The organism is Rhodococcus sp. SG20037, from assembly GCF_031763325.1.
In the GTDB taxonomy this organism is placed as follows: domain Bacteria; phylum Actinomycetota; class Actinomycetes; order Mycobacteriales; family Mycobacteriaceae; genus Rhodococcus_F; species Rhodococcus_F qingshengii.
In genome coordinates this window covers 5340030-5355311 of the sequence record NZ_CP134497.1, presented here as the reverse complement: position 1 = coordinate 5355311, position 15282 = coordinate 5340030, and the positions used below count along the sequence as shown (strand labels likewise).

Annotated in this window: 15 protein-coding genes; 13 read left to right on the top strand and 2 right to left on the bottom strand. The window is 62.6% G+C overall.

The window, feature by feature from the left end:
* Window positions 1–32 precede the first annotated feature (32 nt).
* From RHP72_RS24610 to RHP72_RS24585, 6 genes are all read left to right on the top strand, one after another.
* Window positions 33–1325, top strand: coding sequence for a glutamine synthetase family protein (locus tag RHP72_RS24610; RefSeq protein WP_007732696.1), 1293 nt, complete (start codon window positions 33–35; stop codon window positions 1323–1325).
* A 65-nt stretch (window positions 1326–1390) separates the two neighbouring features.
* Window positions 1391–1750: a helix-turn-helix transcriptional regulator gene (locus RHP72_RS24605; RefSeq protein ID WP_007732695.1), complete on the top strand. Its 360-nt coding sequence runs from the start codon at window positions 1391–1393 to the stop codon at window positions 1748–1750.
* Window positions 1743–2204 (top strand): SRPBCC domain-containing protein, encoded by a 462-nt coding sequence (locus tag RHP72_RS24600; protein ID WP_007732694.1) that lies wholly within the window; start codon window positions 1743–1745, stop codon window positions 2202–2204. The genes RHP72_RS24605 and RHP72_RS24600 overlap by 8 nt, the downstream gene beginning before the upstream one ends.
* 81 nt (window positions 2205–2285) lie before the next feature.
* Window positions 2286–3167 carry an SMP-30/gluconolactonase/LRE family protein gene (locus RHP72_RS24595; protein ID WP_075834416.1) on the top strand — a complete coding sequence of 294 codons (882 nt, stop codon included), beginning with the start codon at window positions 2286–2288 and terminating at the stop codon, window positions 3165–3167.
* A 1-nt stretch (window position 3168) separates the two neighbouring features.
* Window positions 3169–4185 carry a TIGR03617 family F420-dependent LLM class oxidoreductase gene (locus RHP72_RS24590; protein ID WP_311093942.1) on the top strand — a complete coding sequence of 339 codons (1017 nt, stop codon included), beginning with the start codon at window positions 3169–3171 and terminating at the stop codon, window positions 4183–4185.
* A 30-nt stretch (window positions 4186–4215) separates the two neighbouring features.
* Window positions 4216–4767, top strand: a complete 552-nt coding sequence (locus tag RHP72_RS24585) for a pyridoxamine 5'-phosphate oxidase family protein (RefSeq protein WP_007732686.1) — start codon at window positions 4216–4218, stop codon at window positions 4765–4767.
* Window positions 4768–4846: 79 nt separating this feature from the next.
* Here the strand turns inward: RHP72_RS24585 and RHP72_RS24580 are convergent, their stop codons facing one another.
* Window positions 4847–6379 (bottom strand): FAD-dependent oxidoreductase, encoded by a 1533-nt coding sequence (locus RHP72_RS24580; RefSeq protein WP_037128865.1) that lies wholly within the window; start codon window positions 6377–6379, stop codon window positions 4847–4849.
* A 153-nt stretch (window positions 6380–6532) separates the two neighbouring features.
* On the opposite strand from RHP72_RS24580, the gene RHP72_RS24575 reads away from it, so the two are divergent.
* From RHP72_RS24575 to RHP72_RS24545, 7 genes are all read left to right on the top strand, one after another.
* Window positions 6533–7159 carry a TetR family transcriptional regulator gene (locus tag RHP72_RS24575; RefSeq protein WP_030536987.1) on the top strand — a complete coding sequence of 209 codons (627 nt, stop codon included), beginning with the start codon at window positions 6533–6535 and terminating at the stop codon, window positions 7157–7159.
* A gap of 192 nt (window positions 7160–7351) precedes the next feature.
* Entirely contained in the window at window positions 7352–8515 is a 1164-nt protein-coding gene (locus tag RHP72_RS24570; RefSeq protein ID WP_064688117.1) for a steroid 3-ketoacyl-CoA thiolase, read from the top strand.
* A gap of 34 nt (window positions 8516–8549) precedes the next feature.
* Window positions 8550–10730: an acyl-CoA dehydrogenase gene (locus RHP72_RS24565; protein ID WP_311093941.1), complete on the top strand. Its 2181-nt coding sequence runs from the start codon at window positions 8550–8552 to the stop codon at window positions 10728–10730.
* Between the two features lie 7 nt (window positions 10731–10737).
* Window positions 10738–11940 (top strand): lipid-transfer protein, encoded by a 1203-nt coding sequence (locus tag RHP72_RS24560; RefSeq protein WP_063315774.1) that lies wholly within the window; start codon window positions 10738–10740, stop codon window positions 11938–11940.
* Window positions 11940–12809, top strand: a complete 870-nt coding sequence (locus RHP72_RS24555; RefSeq protein ID WP_311093940.1) for a MaoC/PaaZ C-terminal domain-containing protein — start codon at window positions 11940–11942, stop codon at window positions 12807–12809. The genes RHP72_RS24560 and RHP72_RS24555 overlap by 1 nt, the downstream gene beginning before the upstream one ends.
* Entirely contained in the window at window positions 12809–13459 is a 651-nt protein-coding gene (locus RHP72_RS24550) for a PaaI family thioesterase (protein WP_003940283.1), read from the top strand. Before RHP72_RS24555 ends, RHP72_RS24550 begins: the two co-directional genes overlap by 1 nt.
* Before the next feature lie 78 nt (window positions 13460–13537).
* A complete protein-coding gene (locus tag RHP72_RS24545) occupies window positions 13538–14326 on the top strand; it encodes an SDR family NAD(P)-dependent oxidoreductase (RefSeq protein WP_007732675.1) in 789 nt (262 codons plus the stop codon).
* Between the two features lie 31 nt (window positions 14327–14357).
* Here the strand turns inward: RHP72_RS24545 and RHP72_RS24540 are convergent, their stop codons facing one another.
* Window positions 14358–15182, bottom strand: coding sequence for a mycofactocin-coupled SDR family oxidoreductase (locus RHP72_RS24540; RefSeq protein ID WP_003940537.1), 825 nt, complete (start codon window positions 15180–15182; stop codon window positions 14358–14360).
* Window positions 15183–15282 lie beyond the last annotated feature (100 nt).

Genomic DNA, 15282 nt, shown 5'->3' with positions numbered 1-15282 from the left:
GGCGCGTCACCGGGTGGGGTATTTGCCTTTGGATGAGGGAAGTACCGGCTCTGACCATCGGCTCGATCGTCGACATGGCGGGTGTCGCGCGCGCGAAGGTGATGCCGGCCGGCCGAACCGGTGTCTTCGAGAAAGCCGGTGCGGGAGTCTCACCGAGCTGGAACGTCTTCTGTAGCGACGATCGGATTGCCTTCACCGATTCCTTTTCCGTCGTGGGTGATCTCCGGTTGCGTATCGACCGCTCCGACCTCCGTGATCTCGGCGGGGGCGTGTCGTGGGCGCCGGCGACGTTGCACGAGCAAGACGGTGCGACGGCTGCCGTGTGTACTCGGTCCGCACTCACTGCCGTCGTGGCGCGGCTTGCCGCCGACGGACTGGAAGCTCGGGTGGGTCACGAGATCGAGTTCACTCTTTTCGGTGATGCGTGCAACGGAGCGTGGTCGGCGTACGGGTTAGGTGCAGTCCTGCTCCGCGAGGACTTCCTCAAGGACCTTCTGCGCAATGCCGAACGCGCACAACTTCATATCGAGCAAGTGCATGCAGAGTACGGACCGGATCAATTCGAGATCTCCATCGCTCCGGCAACTCCTGTTCAGGCGGCCGACCTGGTGATACTGGCCCGGATCTTGATCAGCCGCACTGCCAGAGCCCACGGATTGGCGGCCTCGTTTTCACCGATACCTACGGTCGGAGGTGCAGGGAACGGTGCACACCAGCACTTTTCGTTGAACTCAGGTGGGCGGCCCGTCTTCTCCGGTGGCGGGCAGGAGTACGGGATGACCGACAAAGGATCGTCAGCTTTGGGTGGAATCCTCTCTCACCTCGCGGAATTCACGGCCATCTTTGCGTCCTCACCGCTCTCCGGGGTCAGGCTGCGACCGGACAATTGGTCGGGGGCCTACGTCTGTTGGGGGCTCGAGAACCGGGAAGCGGCACTGAGGTTCTGCGCAGAGTCACCGTCGAATCCACACGGCGCCAACGCCGAAGTGAAAATCGTCGATCCATCGGCCAACCCGTATCTGGCGACCGCTGCGATACTTGGCCTTTCGCATATCGGTATCGGCAATGCCTCGCCATTGCCGCCGGAAATTGTGGTGAACCCGTCGACTCTCACGGAGGCGGAACGTGATGAGCGCGGGGTGACCCGAGTCCCCACCGATCTGCGCGAGATAGTGCAGAAGTTCAACTCCTCCTCGGTGGCGAAGGAAATCTTCGGGGAGTCGATCATCGAAGCGATGGTGTCAGTGAAGGGAGTTGAGCGCGAGACTTTCTCCCAGATGGACGAGGCGACAACCGTCGAGCGGCTTCGATATACCTGGAGCTGAAAGGGTTGACGCGCAAGATGTCGAGTCCTATGTTTAAGCTATTCCTTAATTAAGGAGTTGCTTACATGGACGAGCGAAGTGGCCGACTCGATGCAGTGTTCAGCGCATTGGCCGACCCGACGAGGCGTGAAATGCTCTCTCGCCTCACTGATGGTTCGATGACCGTCGGTGAGTTGGCCGAGCCGTTCGAAATGAGTCGACCCGCCATCTCTCAGCATCTGAAGGTGCTCGAGCGAGCCGGTCTCATCGAACGAACCGCCACCGCGCAATGGCGCACGTGCACCCTTCGCGCAGAGGGTCTCGACGACGCCAGCGCCTGGGTCGACGAACACCGGCGAGGCTGGAACGAACGCTTCGACCTCCTCGACGAGCGTCTACGTGAGCTGAAGCAACCTCGACCGAAGAAGGAGAAGGACAATGAGTGACCAGAACGTCGATGCCACTGCAGAATTCACCATCACCCGGATCTTCGATGCGCCGCGCGACCTTGTCTGGCAGGCGTGGACCGACCCCGACGAGGCGGCGCGCTGGTGGCATCCGAAGGGTGTCAGCAGTCCTCGGGAGTACGTCACGATCGACCCCCGGGTTGGCGGAACGTACCGCTACCTGATGATCAACGACGAGAACGGAGCCGAGTACCCCACCGGCGGAACCTATCTCGAGGTCGACGAGCCGAAGAGGCTGGTCTTCACCTGGGGAAATCCGAGTGATCCAGTGGATGCCGCACCTCGGATAACGGTCACGCTCGCAGAACGGGGTGACAAGACCGAAATGACCTTCCACCTGGTAGGAATTCCGGGATTCAAGGGTGACGGGAATGCGTACGACGGATGGGAATCCGCTTTCGACGTGTTGGACGAAGTTCGCGCCGGCGACTAGTCGGGAATCGGACACCGCGACAGCGGTGCCGGTGATTGAATGGGGCTGATAGTCCATTCGTCACCGACGCAGGAGAGCCTGATGGCACCAGAAGTTGCGGTAGTTCTCGAGGGATACACCTACTTCGAATGCCCGCGCTGGCACGAGAACCGGATCTGGGTATCGGACTTCTACACCTACCAGGTGATTTCGGCCTGCGAGGACGGGACAGACATACGCGTCGAGGCGGAGGTTCCAGGGCAGCCGTCCGGGCTGGGGTGGCTTCCGGACGGCAGATTACTGGTCGTCTCCATGCGGGACCAGAAGATTCTGCGGCGAGAATCCGATGGCGAGTTGGTGGTGCACGCAGACTTGTCCGGGTACGTCAGTGCCAACGTCAACGACATGCTGGTCGACGCACAGGGACGAGCGTACGTGGGCAACTTCGGGTTCGATCTGATGAACCTGGCCCCCGTCGAGACGGCAGATCTACTCCGCGTCGACCCCGACGGATCGGTGCACGTCGTCGCGCGAGATCTCCACTTCCCCAACGGAATGGCTCTGACGTCGACCGGAGATCTGCTCGTGGACGAAACGCTGGGAAATCGAATCAGTGCGTTTGCCGTCCAGTCCGACGGCTCTCTGGGTGAACGCCGCGACTGGGCGTCGTTCGGGCCGGTGCCTGGTGGACCCGAGATGGAGACCACCCTCGCTCAGATCGTCGTTGCGGCGGACGGGTGTTGTATCGACGGAGACGATTCGATGTGGGTGGCCGATGCCCTCGGAAGCCGTGTTCTTCATGTGGGCGTCAGCGGGGAGATAGTCGACGAAATTGCCTTCGACAGCGGTGTCTTCGCTTGCGGACTCGGCGGTTCCGACGGTCGTACCCTGTTCGTTTGTGCCGCCCCGGATTTCAATGAACACGCTCGCAAGGTGGCTACCGAAGGAAAGCTGCTGTCGATTCGCCTGGAGCCTTTGAGCTGATATGGAATTGGTGACCTCGCTACCTGCCGACACTCCGCTGCGGCAGGTAGCTCAGCACGTCCGACGCATCGAGAACCTTGGTTTCGACACGGTGCACATCTCCGAAACCATTCGTGATCCGTTTGCGGTGGCGGCCCTGGCCGTCGAGCACAGCAGTACTCTCACTGTCCGGACGTCGATGGTTGTCGCGTTTGCGCGCAGTCCCATGGTGACGGCTTTGGCTGCCTGGGATCTTGCGGGTTTCTCGGGTGGACGATTTCAATTGGGGCTTGCGACGCAGGTGCGTGGGAACATCGTTGGGCGGTACTCGATGCCGTGGACGGATCCTGTTGCGCAACTGCGTGATTACGTCAGCGCTGTACGCGAGATCTTCCGAGTTTTTCAGGAGGGCGGTGAACTCGACCATGTCGGAACGCACTACACCTTCGACCGGCTGCAGCCCTACTTCAATCCGGGGCCGCTCGATGTTCCGGCTCCGGAGATCTGGACCGGGGGAGTGAACTCGCGTATGTGCTCACTGGCGGGAGCCGTCGCCGACGGTTTTGTTTCTCACCCCACCAGCTCCCATCCGAAGGTGCTCGCGGAGAGGATCATTCCATCGTTGACGGCGGGCGGAAGGAAGCCGCGACTGATTGCCGTTCCGAAGATGATCACCGGCAAAGATCCTGCCGCGATACTTGCTCAACGAGAAGCGGTGCGCAGTGAACTTGCCTTTCTCTACTCCACTCCGGCGTACCGAGTCGCGCTGGAGGTCCTCGGATTATCCGAGGTCGGGGAAGAACTGACAGTGATGGCGCGGGCAGGTGATTGGGCTCGACTACCTGCCGTCCTCACCGACGATGTTCTCGACAGGCTGGTCACGCAATGCACCTACGCCGAACTCCCCGAGGTGCTGAGTTCGAAATACGCGAGTCTCTGCGACGGCATTGCACTGGCGGTGCCGGCGAATCCCGCCGACGACCGCGTCTTCGCAGCGATGTGTGAGGAGATTCGAGCCGCCGCAGCGTCTGCCCCGTGACGTCCAGTCGGCGCGAACTACACTCTCGACATGGGGCGCGTCTACGAAGGCATCGATGAAAAGCTCACCACGTGGTTGCAGGCTCAACCGCTGTTCGTCGTTGCCACCGCACCGTTGTCTGCTGACGGGTTGGTCAATTGCTCACCCAAAGGGGGAGTCGGATCGTTTGTGGTGCTGACATCCAACCGGGTGGCGTACCTCGACCTCACCGGCAGCGGTGTGGAAACCATCGCGCACGTGCGCGAGAACTCCCGAATAACACTGATGTTCATGGCGTTTGACGGACCACCGAAGATCGTACGACTGCACGGTCACGGACACGTTCTGCTTGCAGGGTCGGAACCGTTCAACGAGCTTGTCGGTAGGTTCCCTGAGCACCCGGGGCTGCGGTCGATCGTCGTGGTCGATCTGACGCGCATTTCGGATTCGTGCGGATACGCAGTACCGCTGATGGACTACCAATCCGATCGTGACGTGCTCGACCGCGTAGCGGAGAAGAGGGGGCCGGAGCGGCTCATCGCCTATCGCGCCGAGAAGAACGCGAAGAGTGTGGACGGGTTGCCCGGTATCGACCTGGAGTGATACAAAATCGCGTCGCCGTGCGAAAGAGTGTGGGGCAGGTGATTCTGACATTGCCTGCCCCACGTCCTCGTTGTGCTGGTTACTTCGCCATGTCCTGGGCTGCTCGGTACGAGAAGACCATGGCCGTGCCGAGCGGAACGCCAGGACCGGGGTAGAAGCGGCCGCTCAGTGACGCGCTCGTGTTGCCGGCGGCGTACAGGCCGTCGATGGCGCTGCCGTCGGCACGCAGGACTCGACCGTTGACGTCGGTGACCAATCCGCCCTTGGTGCCGAGGTCACTGAGGACGATGCGGGCCGCGTAGAACGGACCGTTCTCGATCGCCGTCAGTGCCGCATTCGCGCCGCCGTTGGGTGGGCAGAAGAATGCGTCGTACGGGTCTTCGCCGCGATGGAACTCTTCGTCGACTCCCAGCTTTGCGGCGTCGTTGAACTTTTCGACAGTGCTGCGCAATGCGTCGGCCGGCAGTCCGGTCTTGGCGGCGAGTTCTTCGAGAGTGTCGGCGGCGACCCAGGTTCCGGCCTCGAGGTGCTTGGCGGGCGCCGTGTTCGGGATGCAGATGGCAGGCAGTCCGCCACCCTCGCGCGAGTCGAAGATCATGAACGACGGCACTGCAGAACCGTTGTCGTCGTGCGCATCCATGGCCCGGCCGAACTGGTCGTACGGGAGAGACTCGTTGAGGTAACGCTCGCCCGCGTTGTCGACGACGAGTCCGCCGCGAACGCCGACCATGAATGCGGCGCTGCCGTCCGGCTGCTCGACGCCGGGGCAGAACCACGCCTGATCGAGCAAAGCGGTTGCGCCACCGACAGCAATTCCGGCGGAGATCGCGTCACCGGTGTTGGCGCCGAAGGGACCCATACTCCAGATCGCTTTGCCGGGGGTGCCGGCCTGCTCACGCATCTCGGCGTTGCCTTCGATGCCGCCCGCTGCCATCAGCACACCGCGGTTCGCCTTGATTCGCTGGGTTTCGCCGCCGGATTCGACCTCGGCGCCGACAACCCGACCGTCTTCCACGATCAGGGAGGTGAGGATGGATTCGGTACGAAGTTCTGCGTTACCGGTGCTCTGGACTGCGGCCAGCAGTCGGCCGATCAGTGCGCGCCCACCGATCATCGGGCCGGGAGCATGATCCTGACCGGTGCGGTCTTGGTCGAGTTCCGGACGCACCTTGCCGGCGAGGTCACCGATGTCGGCGGGATCGAGATCGAGAGGGTTGATGGAGCGTCCCGTGTCCATCCGGCCTTCGGCCTTGTAGTAGTCGGGGAACGCACGGAACTCGAATTCGATGTGCGGGTTCTGCTCGAGTAGTGCGACGACATCGGGAGCGGTCTCGACATAGGCATCCTGGCGCTCGGACTCGGCGTCGCCGAGCAATGCGCGCAGATAGGTGCGTGCGTTCTCCGTCGAGTCGGGGAGTCCCGCACGTTCCTGTACTTGGGTTCCCGGCAGCCAGATGGATGCGCCCGAGTACGCGGAAGTTCCGCCGAAGCGATCGGTTTTCTCGAGGACGATCGTCGTCAATCCTCGAGCTGCCGCGGTGTATGCGCCGGTCAGCGCGCCGCCGCCGGAGCCGACTACCAACACGTCGCACTCGGTGGTCCAGTCCTGCATCATTGCGTCCTAACTCCAAGAGGGTGGGGTGTCCACGGAATACCGCACGGGGAGAGAAGGCCATGCCAGGTCCCACTGAGCGGGCAATATGCCGAGATGGGTGGTCGAGATGAGAGAATTGGCGAGGTCGTTCGCGACCGGGACACAGAATCGATGATGGGGGCGACGTTGCCGAGAATTGCCGAGGTCAGGGACGCTGCAGAGCCCAGTTCGGACGAGCAGCGGGCGCGCCATGTGCGGATGCTGGAAGCGGCAGCCGAATTGGGGACCGAGAAGGAACTCTCACGGGTACAGATGCACGAGGTCGCCAAGCGGGCGGGCGTGGCCATCGGCACTCTTTATCGCTATTTCCCCTCGAAGACGCACCTCTTCGTCGCTGTGATGGTCGAGCAGATCGACCAGATCGGTGCCAGCTTTGTCAGGCATCAGGTTCAGTCGGACAATCCGCAGGATGCGGTGTACGAGGTATTGGTTCGCGCGACTCGCGGGTTACTGCGTCGGCCGGCTCTCTCGACTGCGATGCTGCAGTCGTCCAGTACCGCCAACGTCGCGACGGTGCCGGACGTGGGAAAGATCGATCGCGGCTTCCGGCAGATCATTCTCGATGCGGCCGGGATCGAGAACCCCACCGAGGAAGACAACACCGGGTTGCGTCTGCTGATGCAGTTGTGGTTCGGGGTCATCCAATCGTGCCTCAACGGTCGAATCTCCATCCCCGATGCGGAGTACGACATCCGCAAGGGATGCGACCTGCTTCTGGTGAATCTCTCACGGCACTGACGTGACTTCGCCCCTCTCTGGGGTGGGTTCGTCATGTTCGCAAAATTGAAATCAATTCTATTTTTGAATCCGCATCAGTTGAGAGTTGATGTCAATCCGGACATTGCCCTGACATCATTAATAGAATAAATTACAGAAAATTAGACGGTGAGCCAGCTCACCGACCGAAAACTCCACGAAGGAGCGAACATCATGGGTCATGCAGTCATCGTCGAGGCCGCTCGGACACCGATCGGCCGTCGTCGCGGCGCCCTGGCGGGACTGCACCCCGCCGAGATTCTGGGAGCAGCGCAGCTCGGCGTTCTCGAACGGGCAGGCGTCGCACCGGAAGACATCGGACAGATCATCGGCGGCTGTGTCACCCAGGCAGGTGAGCAGTCCAACAACGTCACGCGGCAGGCGTGGCTGCACGCCGGATTGCCGTACAGCACCGCGGCAACCACTATCGACTGCGCCTGTGGATCCGCCCAGCAGGCAGTGCATTTGATTTCCGGCCTGATTTCGTCTGGTCAGATCTCGGCCGGTATCGGCTGCGGCGTCGAGGCTATGAGCCGTGTGTTCCTGGGTCAGGCAAACGCACCGGGAACGGGAAACCCGTACCCGGACGACTGGACCATCGACATGGGTGACCAGTTCACCTCCGCGCAGCGAATTGCCGAGAAGCGTGGGATCACGCGCGCCGACGTCGACGCGTTCGGTCTGGAATCGCAGCGCCGCGCAGCTAAGGCTTGGGCAGAAGGACGCTTCGACCGCGAGATCGTGCCCGTCAAGGCTCCCGTGGTGGACAAGGAAGGCGTGCCTACCGGTGAGATCGCCACTGTCACTCGCGACGGGGGACTGCGTGAGACGACGGCAGAAGCGCTGGCTGGGCTCAAGCCGGTCATCGAAGGCCATATCCACACCGCCGGCAACTCGTCGCAGATCAGTGATGGCGCGGCTGCGGTACTGCTGATGAGCGAAGAGCGCGCACAGGAACTGGGATTGAAGCCCCGCGCGCGGATCGTCGCGTCCGGCATGGTCGGATCCGATCCCTTCTATCACCTGGACGGGCCGATCGAGTCCACCCAGATGGTGCTCGACAAGGCCAAAATGACCTTGGACGACATCGATCTCGTCGAAATCAACGAAGCCTTTGCCTCGGTCGTGCTCTCCTGGGCGCAGGTTCACGGCGCAGACTTGTCCAAGGTCAACGTCAACGGTGGTGCGATCGCGCTCGGGCATCCCGTCGGTTCCACGGGCGCTCGTCTGATCACCACTGCGCTGCACGAACTCGAGCGCTCGAACAAGTCGACGGCTCTGGTCACGATGTGCGCCGGTGGCGCTCTCTCGACCGCCACCATTATCGAACGCATCTGACCCGTACTGACACTGTCGAATTGACGAGGTAGACATGACTATTGGATTGAGTGAAGAAGATCGTGACCTCCGCGACTCCGTACGGGGCTGGGCGGCGCGTCACGCAACACCCACCGTCGTCCGTGAAGCCGTCGAGGCGAAGGTCGAAACTCGCCCCCAACTCTGGAACGGGCTTGCCGAGCAGGGGCTTCTCGGACTACACGTAGCCGAGGAATTCGGCGGCGCAGGATACGGATTGGTCGAACTCGCCATCGTCGTCGAGGAACTTGGACGCTCGATGGTTCCCGGACCGTTCCTGCCGACGGTAGTGGTCAGCGCTGTTCTCAGCGATGCCGGAGAAACGGACAGACTGCCGACGCTCGTGGATGGCAGCACGCTCGGAGCTGTTGCACTACAGCCGGGTTCGCTGAAGATCACCCGCGACGGCGACAACACCACCCTCAGCGGAACGTCCAGCCTTATTCTCGGCGGCCATGTCGCTGACCTGTTCCTCCTCGCGACGGACAGCGGATTCGTTCTGCTCGGACGTGACCGCCTCGAGGTCACGGACTTGGCCAGCTACGACGTCGTGCGTCGTAACTCCGAGGTCACCGTCGACGGTTTGGTGCTCACCGATTCCGAGATCCTCGCCATCGATACCCAGCGTGTACTGGACATTGCCGCAACACTGTTCGCGGCCGAGGCATCAGGCTTGGCCGACTGGGCAGTCACGACGTCGGCCGACTACGCGAAGGTGCGTCAGCAGTTCGGTCGCCCGATCGGCCAGTTCCAGGGTGTCAAGCACAAGGCTGCACGTATGCTCGCGCTTGCCGAACAGGCACGCGTCTGCGCTTGGGACGCTGCGCGTGCGCTGACTCCCGCCAACGGCGTCGGTGCCGAAGAGGCTTCTCTCGCAGCAGCCGTCGCCGGAGCCACGGTCCTCGAGGCTGGCTTCTCCGTCACGCGTGACTGCATCCAGGTGCTCGGCGGAATCGGCTACACGTGGGAGCACGACGCGCACCTGTACCTGCGCCGCGCGCAGTCCCTGCGAATTCTGCTGGGTTCCACGGCATCCTGGCGTCGTCGCGTTGCCGAGCTGACCATTGCCGGAACCCGTCGCGTGCTCAGCGTCGAGCTGCCGCCCGAGGCCGAGGCGATCCGAGCCGACGTCCGAGCCGAGCTCGCTCCTGCACTCGAACTCGAAGGCGCCGCCCAGAAAACGTATCTCGCGGAAAAGGGCTACACCGCACCGCACTTCACGGCTCCGTGGGGTAAATCCGCCGATGCCGTCAGCCAGCTGGTCATCGCCGAAGAGCTACGCGCTGCGATGATCAAGCCGCACGACATGATCATCGGCAACTGGGTCATCCCGACGCTCATCGCGCACGGCAACGAAGAGCAACTTGCCAAGTTCGTCCCGCCGTCACTGCGCGGCGACATCGTCTGGTGCCAGCTCTTCTCCGAGCCCGGCGCAGGTTCCGACCTCGCGGCGCTGAGCACCAAGGCCACCAAGGTTGATGGTGGCTGGAAGTTGCAGGGCCAGAAGGTGTGGACGTCGATGGCACGCGACGCGCACTGGGGAATCTGCCTCGCGCGCACCGACGCCGACGCACCCAAGCACAAGGGCCTGTCCTACTTCCTCATCGACATCAAGAACAGTGGCCTCGACATTCGTCCGCTGCGCGAGATCACCGGTGAAGCACTGTTCAACGAAGTCTTTTTCGACGACGTCTTCGTTCCCGACGAGTGCCTGGTCGGCGAGCCAGGCGACGGCTGGAAGCTCGCTCGCACCACGCTGGCCAACGAGCGTGTCTCGCTGTCCAACGACTCGTCGCTCGGATCGGGTGGCGAGGCTCTTCTGAGCCTGGTCGACGGACTGCCCGGTGGCATCGACGACGAGCAGCTGACCGTGCTCGGAAAGGTGCTGTGCGACGCGCAATCCGGTGGTCTGCTCGGTCTGCGCACCACGCTGCGCTCGCTCACCGGCGCGCAGCCGGGTGCCGAATCCTCGGTGGCGAAGCTGATCGGTGTCGAGCACATCCAGCAGGTCTGGGACGTGGCAATGGAGTGGGCCGGACCGAGTTCACTTCTGGGCGAACAGCATCGGATGTCTGCAACCCAGATGTTCTTGAACTCGCAGTGCATGTCCATCGCGGGTGGTACAACCAATGTTCAGCTCAACATCATCGGTGAGCGAATCCTGGGTCTGCCTCGCGACCCTGAACCGGGAAAGTGACCTGCACATGAGCAATCGCACCTTCGTCATCGGCGTCGGCATGACCAAGTTCGAGAAGATCGAGACCCGCGACTGGGAATACCCGGACATGGTGACCGAAGCCGTCTCGAATGCCCTGACCGATGCCGGGATCGGCTACGGCCAGATTCAGCGTGCTGCGGTCGGTTACGTGTTCAACGCGTCGACAGCAGGACAGCGAGCTCTCTACGAGACCGGTCTGACCGGCATTCCGATCTTCAACGTCAACAACAACTGCGCGACCGGCTCGACGGCGCTGATGATGGCGCGCGAGTGGGTCCAGGCCGGACAAGCCGAGTGCGCCTTGGCCGTCGGCTTCGAGAAGATGACCAAAACGGCGTTGACCGGTAACGGTGAGATGCCCAAGGTCACGACCTTGGACTCTCAGCTGAAGATCATGGTCGAGGATTACGGGTTCGCCCGATCGCCGATGACAGCTCAGCTGTTCGGTAACGCTGCCGTCGAGCACATGAAGACGTACGGCACCACGGTCGAGCAGATCGCAGCGGTGGCGGTCAAGAATCACAAGCATTCGGTGAACAATCCGTACGCACAGTTCCGTGACGAGTACACCCTCGAACAGGTACTCGGCGACAAGATGATTCACGAGCCGCTGACACGCTCGCAGTGCTCGCCGACCTCGGACGGCGCCGGAGCCGCGATCGTCGTGAGCGAGAAGTTCGTGCGTGAGCACGGCCTCGAAGACCGGGCGATCGAAATCGTCGCACAGGCGTTGACCACTGACACCGAGGCAGCGTTCGCCGAGAAGTCGATGATCGACGTGGTCGGCGCGCCGATGACGGCAGCTGCGGCAGAGCAGGTCTTTGCGCAGGCCGGGATCACCATCGATGACGTCGACGTCATCGAACTGCACGACTGCTTCGCGATCAACGAGATCATCACCTACGAGGGCCTGGGGATGTGCGCGGTCGGAGAAGGCGGAAAGCTCGTCGAATCCGGCGCGACCACGTACGGCGGCCAGTGGGTCGTTAACCCGTCGGGTGGTTTGATCTCGAAGGGACACCCGCTGGGCGCGACGGGCTTGGCGCAGTGCGCCGAACTCACGTGGCAGCTCCGCGGGACCGCGGATGCGCGGCAGGTCGAAGGCGCTCGTATTGGCTTGCAACACAACCTCGGACTGGGCGGCGCGTGCGTCGTGACGGTCTACCGAGCCGGAACTTTGGAGAACTGATGGCTATCGATCTCGAGGTGGCGTTGGCCGCCGAACCGACTGTGCGCGAGGCGTCGTGGACCGATCGCGACGTCATGCTCTACCAATTGGGACTCGGGGCAGGGGCGAATGCTCTCGATCCCGCCGAACTGACCTGGGTGTACGAAAAGGGGCTGAAGGTACTCCCGACGTTTGCAATGGTTGCAGGCCAGGGAGTTTCGGCGGGTGTACTGCCCGCACCGTTGATGAGTATGCCGGGAATCGACATCGATCTGCGAAAGATCCTGCACGGTGGGCAGTCGCTGGCACTTCACGCGCCCATCCCGTCGACGGGTGCTGCCCGTATTTCCTCTCGGGTCGCCGATGTCTGGGACAAGGGTAAGGCAGCTGTGATCGTTCTCGAGACGGCGGCCGAGGACCTGGACGGGAATCCGTTATGGACCACCGGAATGCAGATCTGGGCGCGCGGCGAAGGTGGATTCGGCGGCAACGCCGGACCCGAAGTTGTTGCCGGGGTGCCTGATCGAGCGCCCGACAAGGTACTGACGTCGAGCACGAGTCCCTCACAGGCGCTGGTGTACCGACTCAGTGGAGACATGAACCCGCTGCACGCTGATCCCTCCTTCGCGAAGATGGCGGGCTTCGATGCACCGATTCTGCACGGCCTCGCGTCGTACGGCATCGTCTGCAAGGCCGTGGTAGACGGGATTCTCGACGGAGATCCGACGCGGGTGAAGAACTACTCGGTGCGGTTTGCCGGTTCGCTCTTCCCCGGCGAATCCATCACCACCTCGGTATGGCAGGACGGCAACACACTGACGTTGGCGGCGACGTGCCCCGAACGCGAGAACTCCCCGGTTCTCACGCACGCAACAATGGAGATCAACTGATGGACCTCGGTTCGCACCCCACAGCAGCGACACATCCGGGCGGCACGATTCTGACGTCGCCGCCGCAGGACGCCCCGGTCGACCGGGCCACGGCAGCAGCGCGTCGCGTTGTCGACGCGATGCTGCGCACCGACCGCGGAAACGCCAATCTGGACCGGGTTGCGGAGGAGCTCAACAGCATTGCCGAGCACCTCGAGCAGCACTCACCCGAGGTGGCCGAGCGCTTGATCGACATGTGGAACGGTGAGGGCGTGACTCGTCACGACCCCGTGACCGGCCCCGAGAACGCCATTGCGCCGCCGCTCGTTCTGGAAGGGCTCGCTGACGGGTCGGTGCAGGGAGTGGTCACGTTGACGCTGCCGTACCAGGGCCCTCCCGGCCATGTGCACGGCGGTGTTTCGGCGCTGCTGCTCGATCACGTTCTCGGCGTCGCGAACGCCTGGGGTGGAACTTCCGGCATGACAGCACAATTGAGCACTCGGTACCATCGCCCGACTCCGCTGTTCGAGCCCCTCACGATCAGCGGCAAATTCCTGTCCAAGGACGGCCGCAAGATTCACACCGTCGGTGAGATCAAAACTGCGGACGGCGAATTGTGTGTGTCGGTAGAGGGACTGTTCATCGACAAGACCGTGCCGCGCCCCAGGTAGGGGCTTCGCCCCCGTGCGCCTTTTTGGTAGTGGGAACTACCAAAAAGGCGCACAGGGGTTCTGACGAAGGAGGGCCCAGTGGGCAAGCTCGACGGACGTGTAGCAGTGGTCACCGGTGCCGGTATGGGCATCGGGCGCGGAGTGGCGGGCGCGTTCGCGCGTGAAGGCGCGTCGGTGTTGGTTGCCGAGATCGACGAGGCAGCGGGCCTCGAAACCACCCAGTGGTTGCGGGACGAATGGGGCGCGGAGGCGGAATTCGTCCGGACCGACGTCACTGACAAAGCTCAGGTTGTTGCCATGGTCGACAAGTCCGTCGAGCGGTTCGGACGCCTCGACATCCTGGTCAACAATGCTTGGCGGACTTTCGGTTTCGCTCGGCTCGAGAAGATGACCGACGAGCAGTTGCGCGGCGGTTTCGACATGGCAGTGATGGCGGCATTCTGGGCGATGCAGGCTGCCCTGCCGGAACTGGAGCGTCACGGCACGGGCCGCGTGATCAACATGTGCAGCCTCAACGGCGTGAATGCTCACATGTACTCGGTGCAGTACAACGCGGCGAAGGAAGCATTGCGAACCCTGACTCGCACTGCTGCCCGCGAGTGGGCTCCCAAGCAGGTGAACTGCAACGTCATCTGTCCCGGTGCGCAGAGTGCGGCGTACAAGCGAGTCGCCGAAGCCAATCCGGAGAACGTGGCAGTGATGGCCGCACAGAACCCGATGGGGCGGATCGGCGATCCCCTCGACGACATCGGCCCCGTTGCGGCCTTCCTGGCAAGTGACGACAGCCGTTACGTCACCGGCAACACCCTCTTCGTCGACGGTGGTGGGCACATCAACGGCGTGCAGTGGGCGCCGACCGTCGACTGATCGACGGCGACGCAGCCGGTGTATCCGGCGTCTATTTGGCCGTGAACCCGGCGTCGACCGGCAACGCGATACCTGTGACGTATCGAGCCTGATCCGAAACCAGCCAGGCTATCGCGTTGCTGACGTCGGCAGCTTCGATCAATTCGACGTTCAAGAGGTTGCCCACGTCGGCTCCGCTCGATGTCGGGGAGTCCGCAAACAGCTTCGCGACCGCGTCGTTGACGACCATCGGTGTATTCGCGCCAGTCGGGTGCACGGAGTTGACACGAATATTGTGGGGAGCAAGCCAGTGCGACCACGTGCGCCCAAGCCCCACGATGGCGTGTTTACTCGCGCAGTAGCCGTCGGATCCGCCGGTGCCGTCACCTCCACGACCGACAAGTCCCAGAGTTGATCCGGTAAGGACTATTGCGCCACCTGTACCTTGTTCGATCATCGCGGGCGCTGCGGCCTGGACGGTATTCCAGACGCCGAATAGATTGACCTCCATCTGGTCGCGGAAGGCGCGAGCATCGTCGATATCCGGGGACATCATGCCGATACCGGCGTTGGCCAGGACGATGTCGACGCTGCCCAGCTCCGCAATTCCTTCGGATACCGCAGTTCGCAGTGCGGACAGATCGCGAACATCCACTTCTCGCGCGACGATACTTCGTCCCAGGTTCTCGACCGCTGCTGTTGTCTGCCGCAAATCGTCGGCGGTTCCCATCGGGTAGGCCACCGATTCGATCTGACGGCAGATGTCGAGCGCAATGATGTTCGCGCCCTCCTGCGCCAATCGCACGGCGTGGCTCCTGCCCTGACCTCGGGCGGCCCCGGTGATCAGTGCGGTTTTGCCTTCCAACTGTCCGGGCATGCGTGCTCCGTCCGTCGTGAATCATGACTACTCGGTCATGAGTACTGACCCGAGGGGACGGCGAAATTCGTCGCCGGCGACGTAGTCTGAATTCAGTTAC

What these genes read in the sequence shown, in the direction of transcription:
- RHP72_RS24610 (WP_007732696.1), top strand. Translation starts at nt 33, where the DNA reads ATGAGGGAAGTACCGGCTCTGACCATCGGCTCGATCGTCGACATGGCG.
- RHP72_RS24605 (WP_007732695.1), top strand. Translation starts at nt 1,391, where the DNA reads ATGGACGAGCGAAGTGGCCGACTCGATGCAGTGTTCAGCGCATTGGCC.
- RHP72_RS24600 (WP_007732694.1), top strand. Translation starts at nt 1,743, where the DNA reads ATGAGTGACCAGAACGTCGATGCCACTGCAGAATTCACCATCACCCGG.
- RHP72_RS24595 (WP_075834416.1), top strand. Translation starts at nt 2,286, where the DNA reads ATGGCACCAGAAGTTGCGGTAGTTCTCGAGGGATACACCTACTTCGAA.
- RHP72_RS24590 (WP_311093942.1), top strand. Translation starts at nt 3,169, where the DNA reads ATGGAATTGGTGACCTCGCTACCTGCCGACACTCCGCTGCGGCAGGTA.
- RHP72_RS24585 (WP_007732686.1), top strand. Translation starts at nt 4,216, where the DNA reads ATGGGGCGCGTCTACGAAGGCATCGATGAAAAGCTCACCACGTGGTTG.
- RHP72_RS24580 (WP_037128865.1), bottom strand. Translation starts at nt 6,379, where the DNA reads ATGCAGGACTGGACCACCGAGTGCGACGTGTTGGTAGTCGGCTCCGGC.
- RHP72_RS24575 (WP_030536987.1), top strand. Translation starts at nt 6,533, where the DNA reads ATGATGGGGGCGACGTTGCCGAGAATTGCCGAGGTCAGGGACGCTGCA.
- RHP72_RS24570 (WP_064688117.1), top strand. Translation starts at nt 7,352, where the DNA reads ATGGGTCATGCAGTCATCGTCGAGGCCGCTCGGACACCGATCGGCCGT.
- RHP72_RS24565 (WP_311093941.1), top strand. Translation starts at nt 8,550, where the DNA reads ATGACTATTGGATTGAGTGAAGAAGATCGTGACCTCCGCGACTCCGTA.
- RHP72_RS24560 (WP_063315774.1), top strand. Translation starts at nt 10,738, where the DNA reads ATGAGCAATCGCACCTTCGTCATCGGCGTCGGCATGACCAAGTTCGAG.
- RHP72_RS24555 (WP_311093940.1), top strand. Translation starts at nt 11,940, where the DNA reads ATGGCTATCGATCTCGAGGTGGCGTTGGCCGCCGAACCGACTGTGCGC.
- RHP72_RS24550 (WP_003940283.1), top strand. Translation starts at nt 12,809, where the DNA reads ATGGACCTCGGTTCGCACCCCACAGCAGCGACACATCCGGGCGGCACG.
- RHP72_RS24540 (WP_003940537.1), bottom strand. Translation starts at nt 15,182, where the DNA reads ATGCCCGGACAGTTGGAAGGCAAAACCGCACTGATCACCGGGGCCGCC.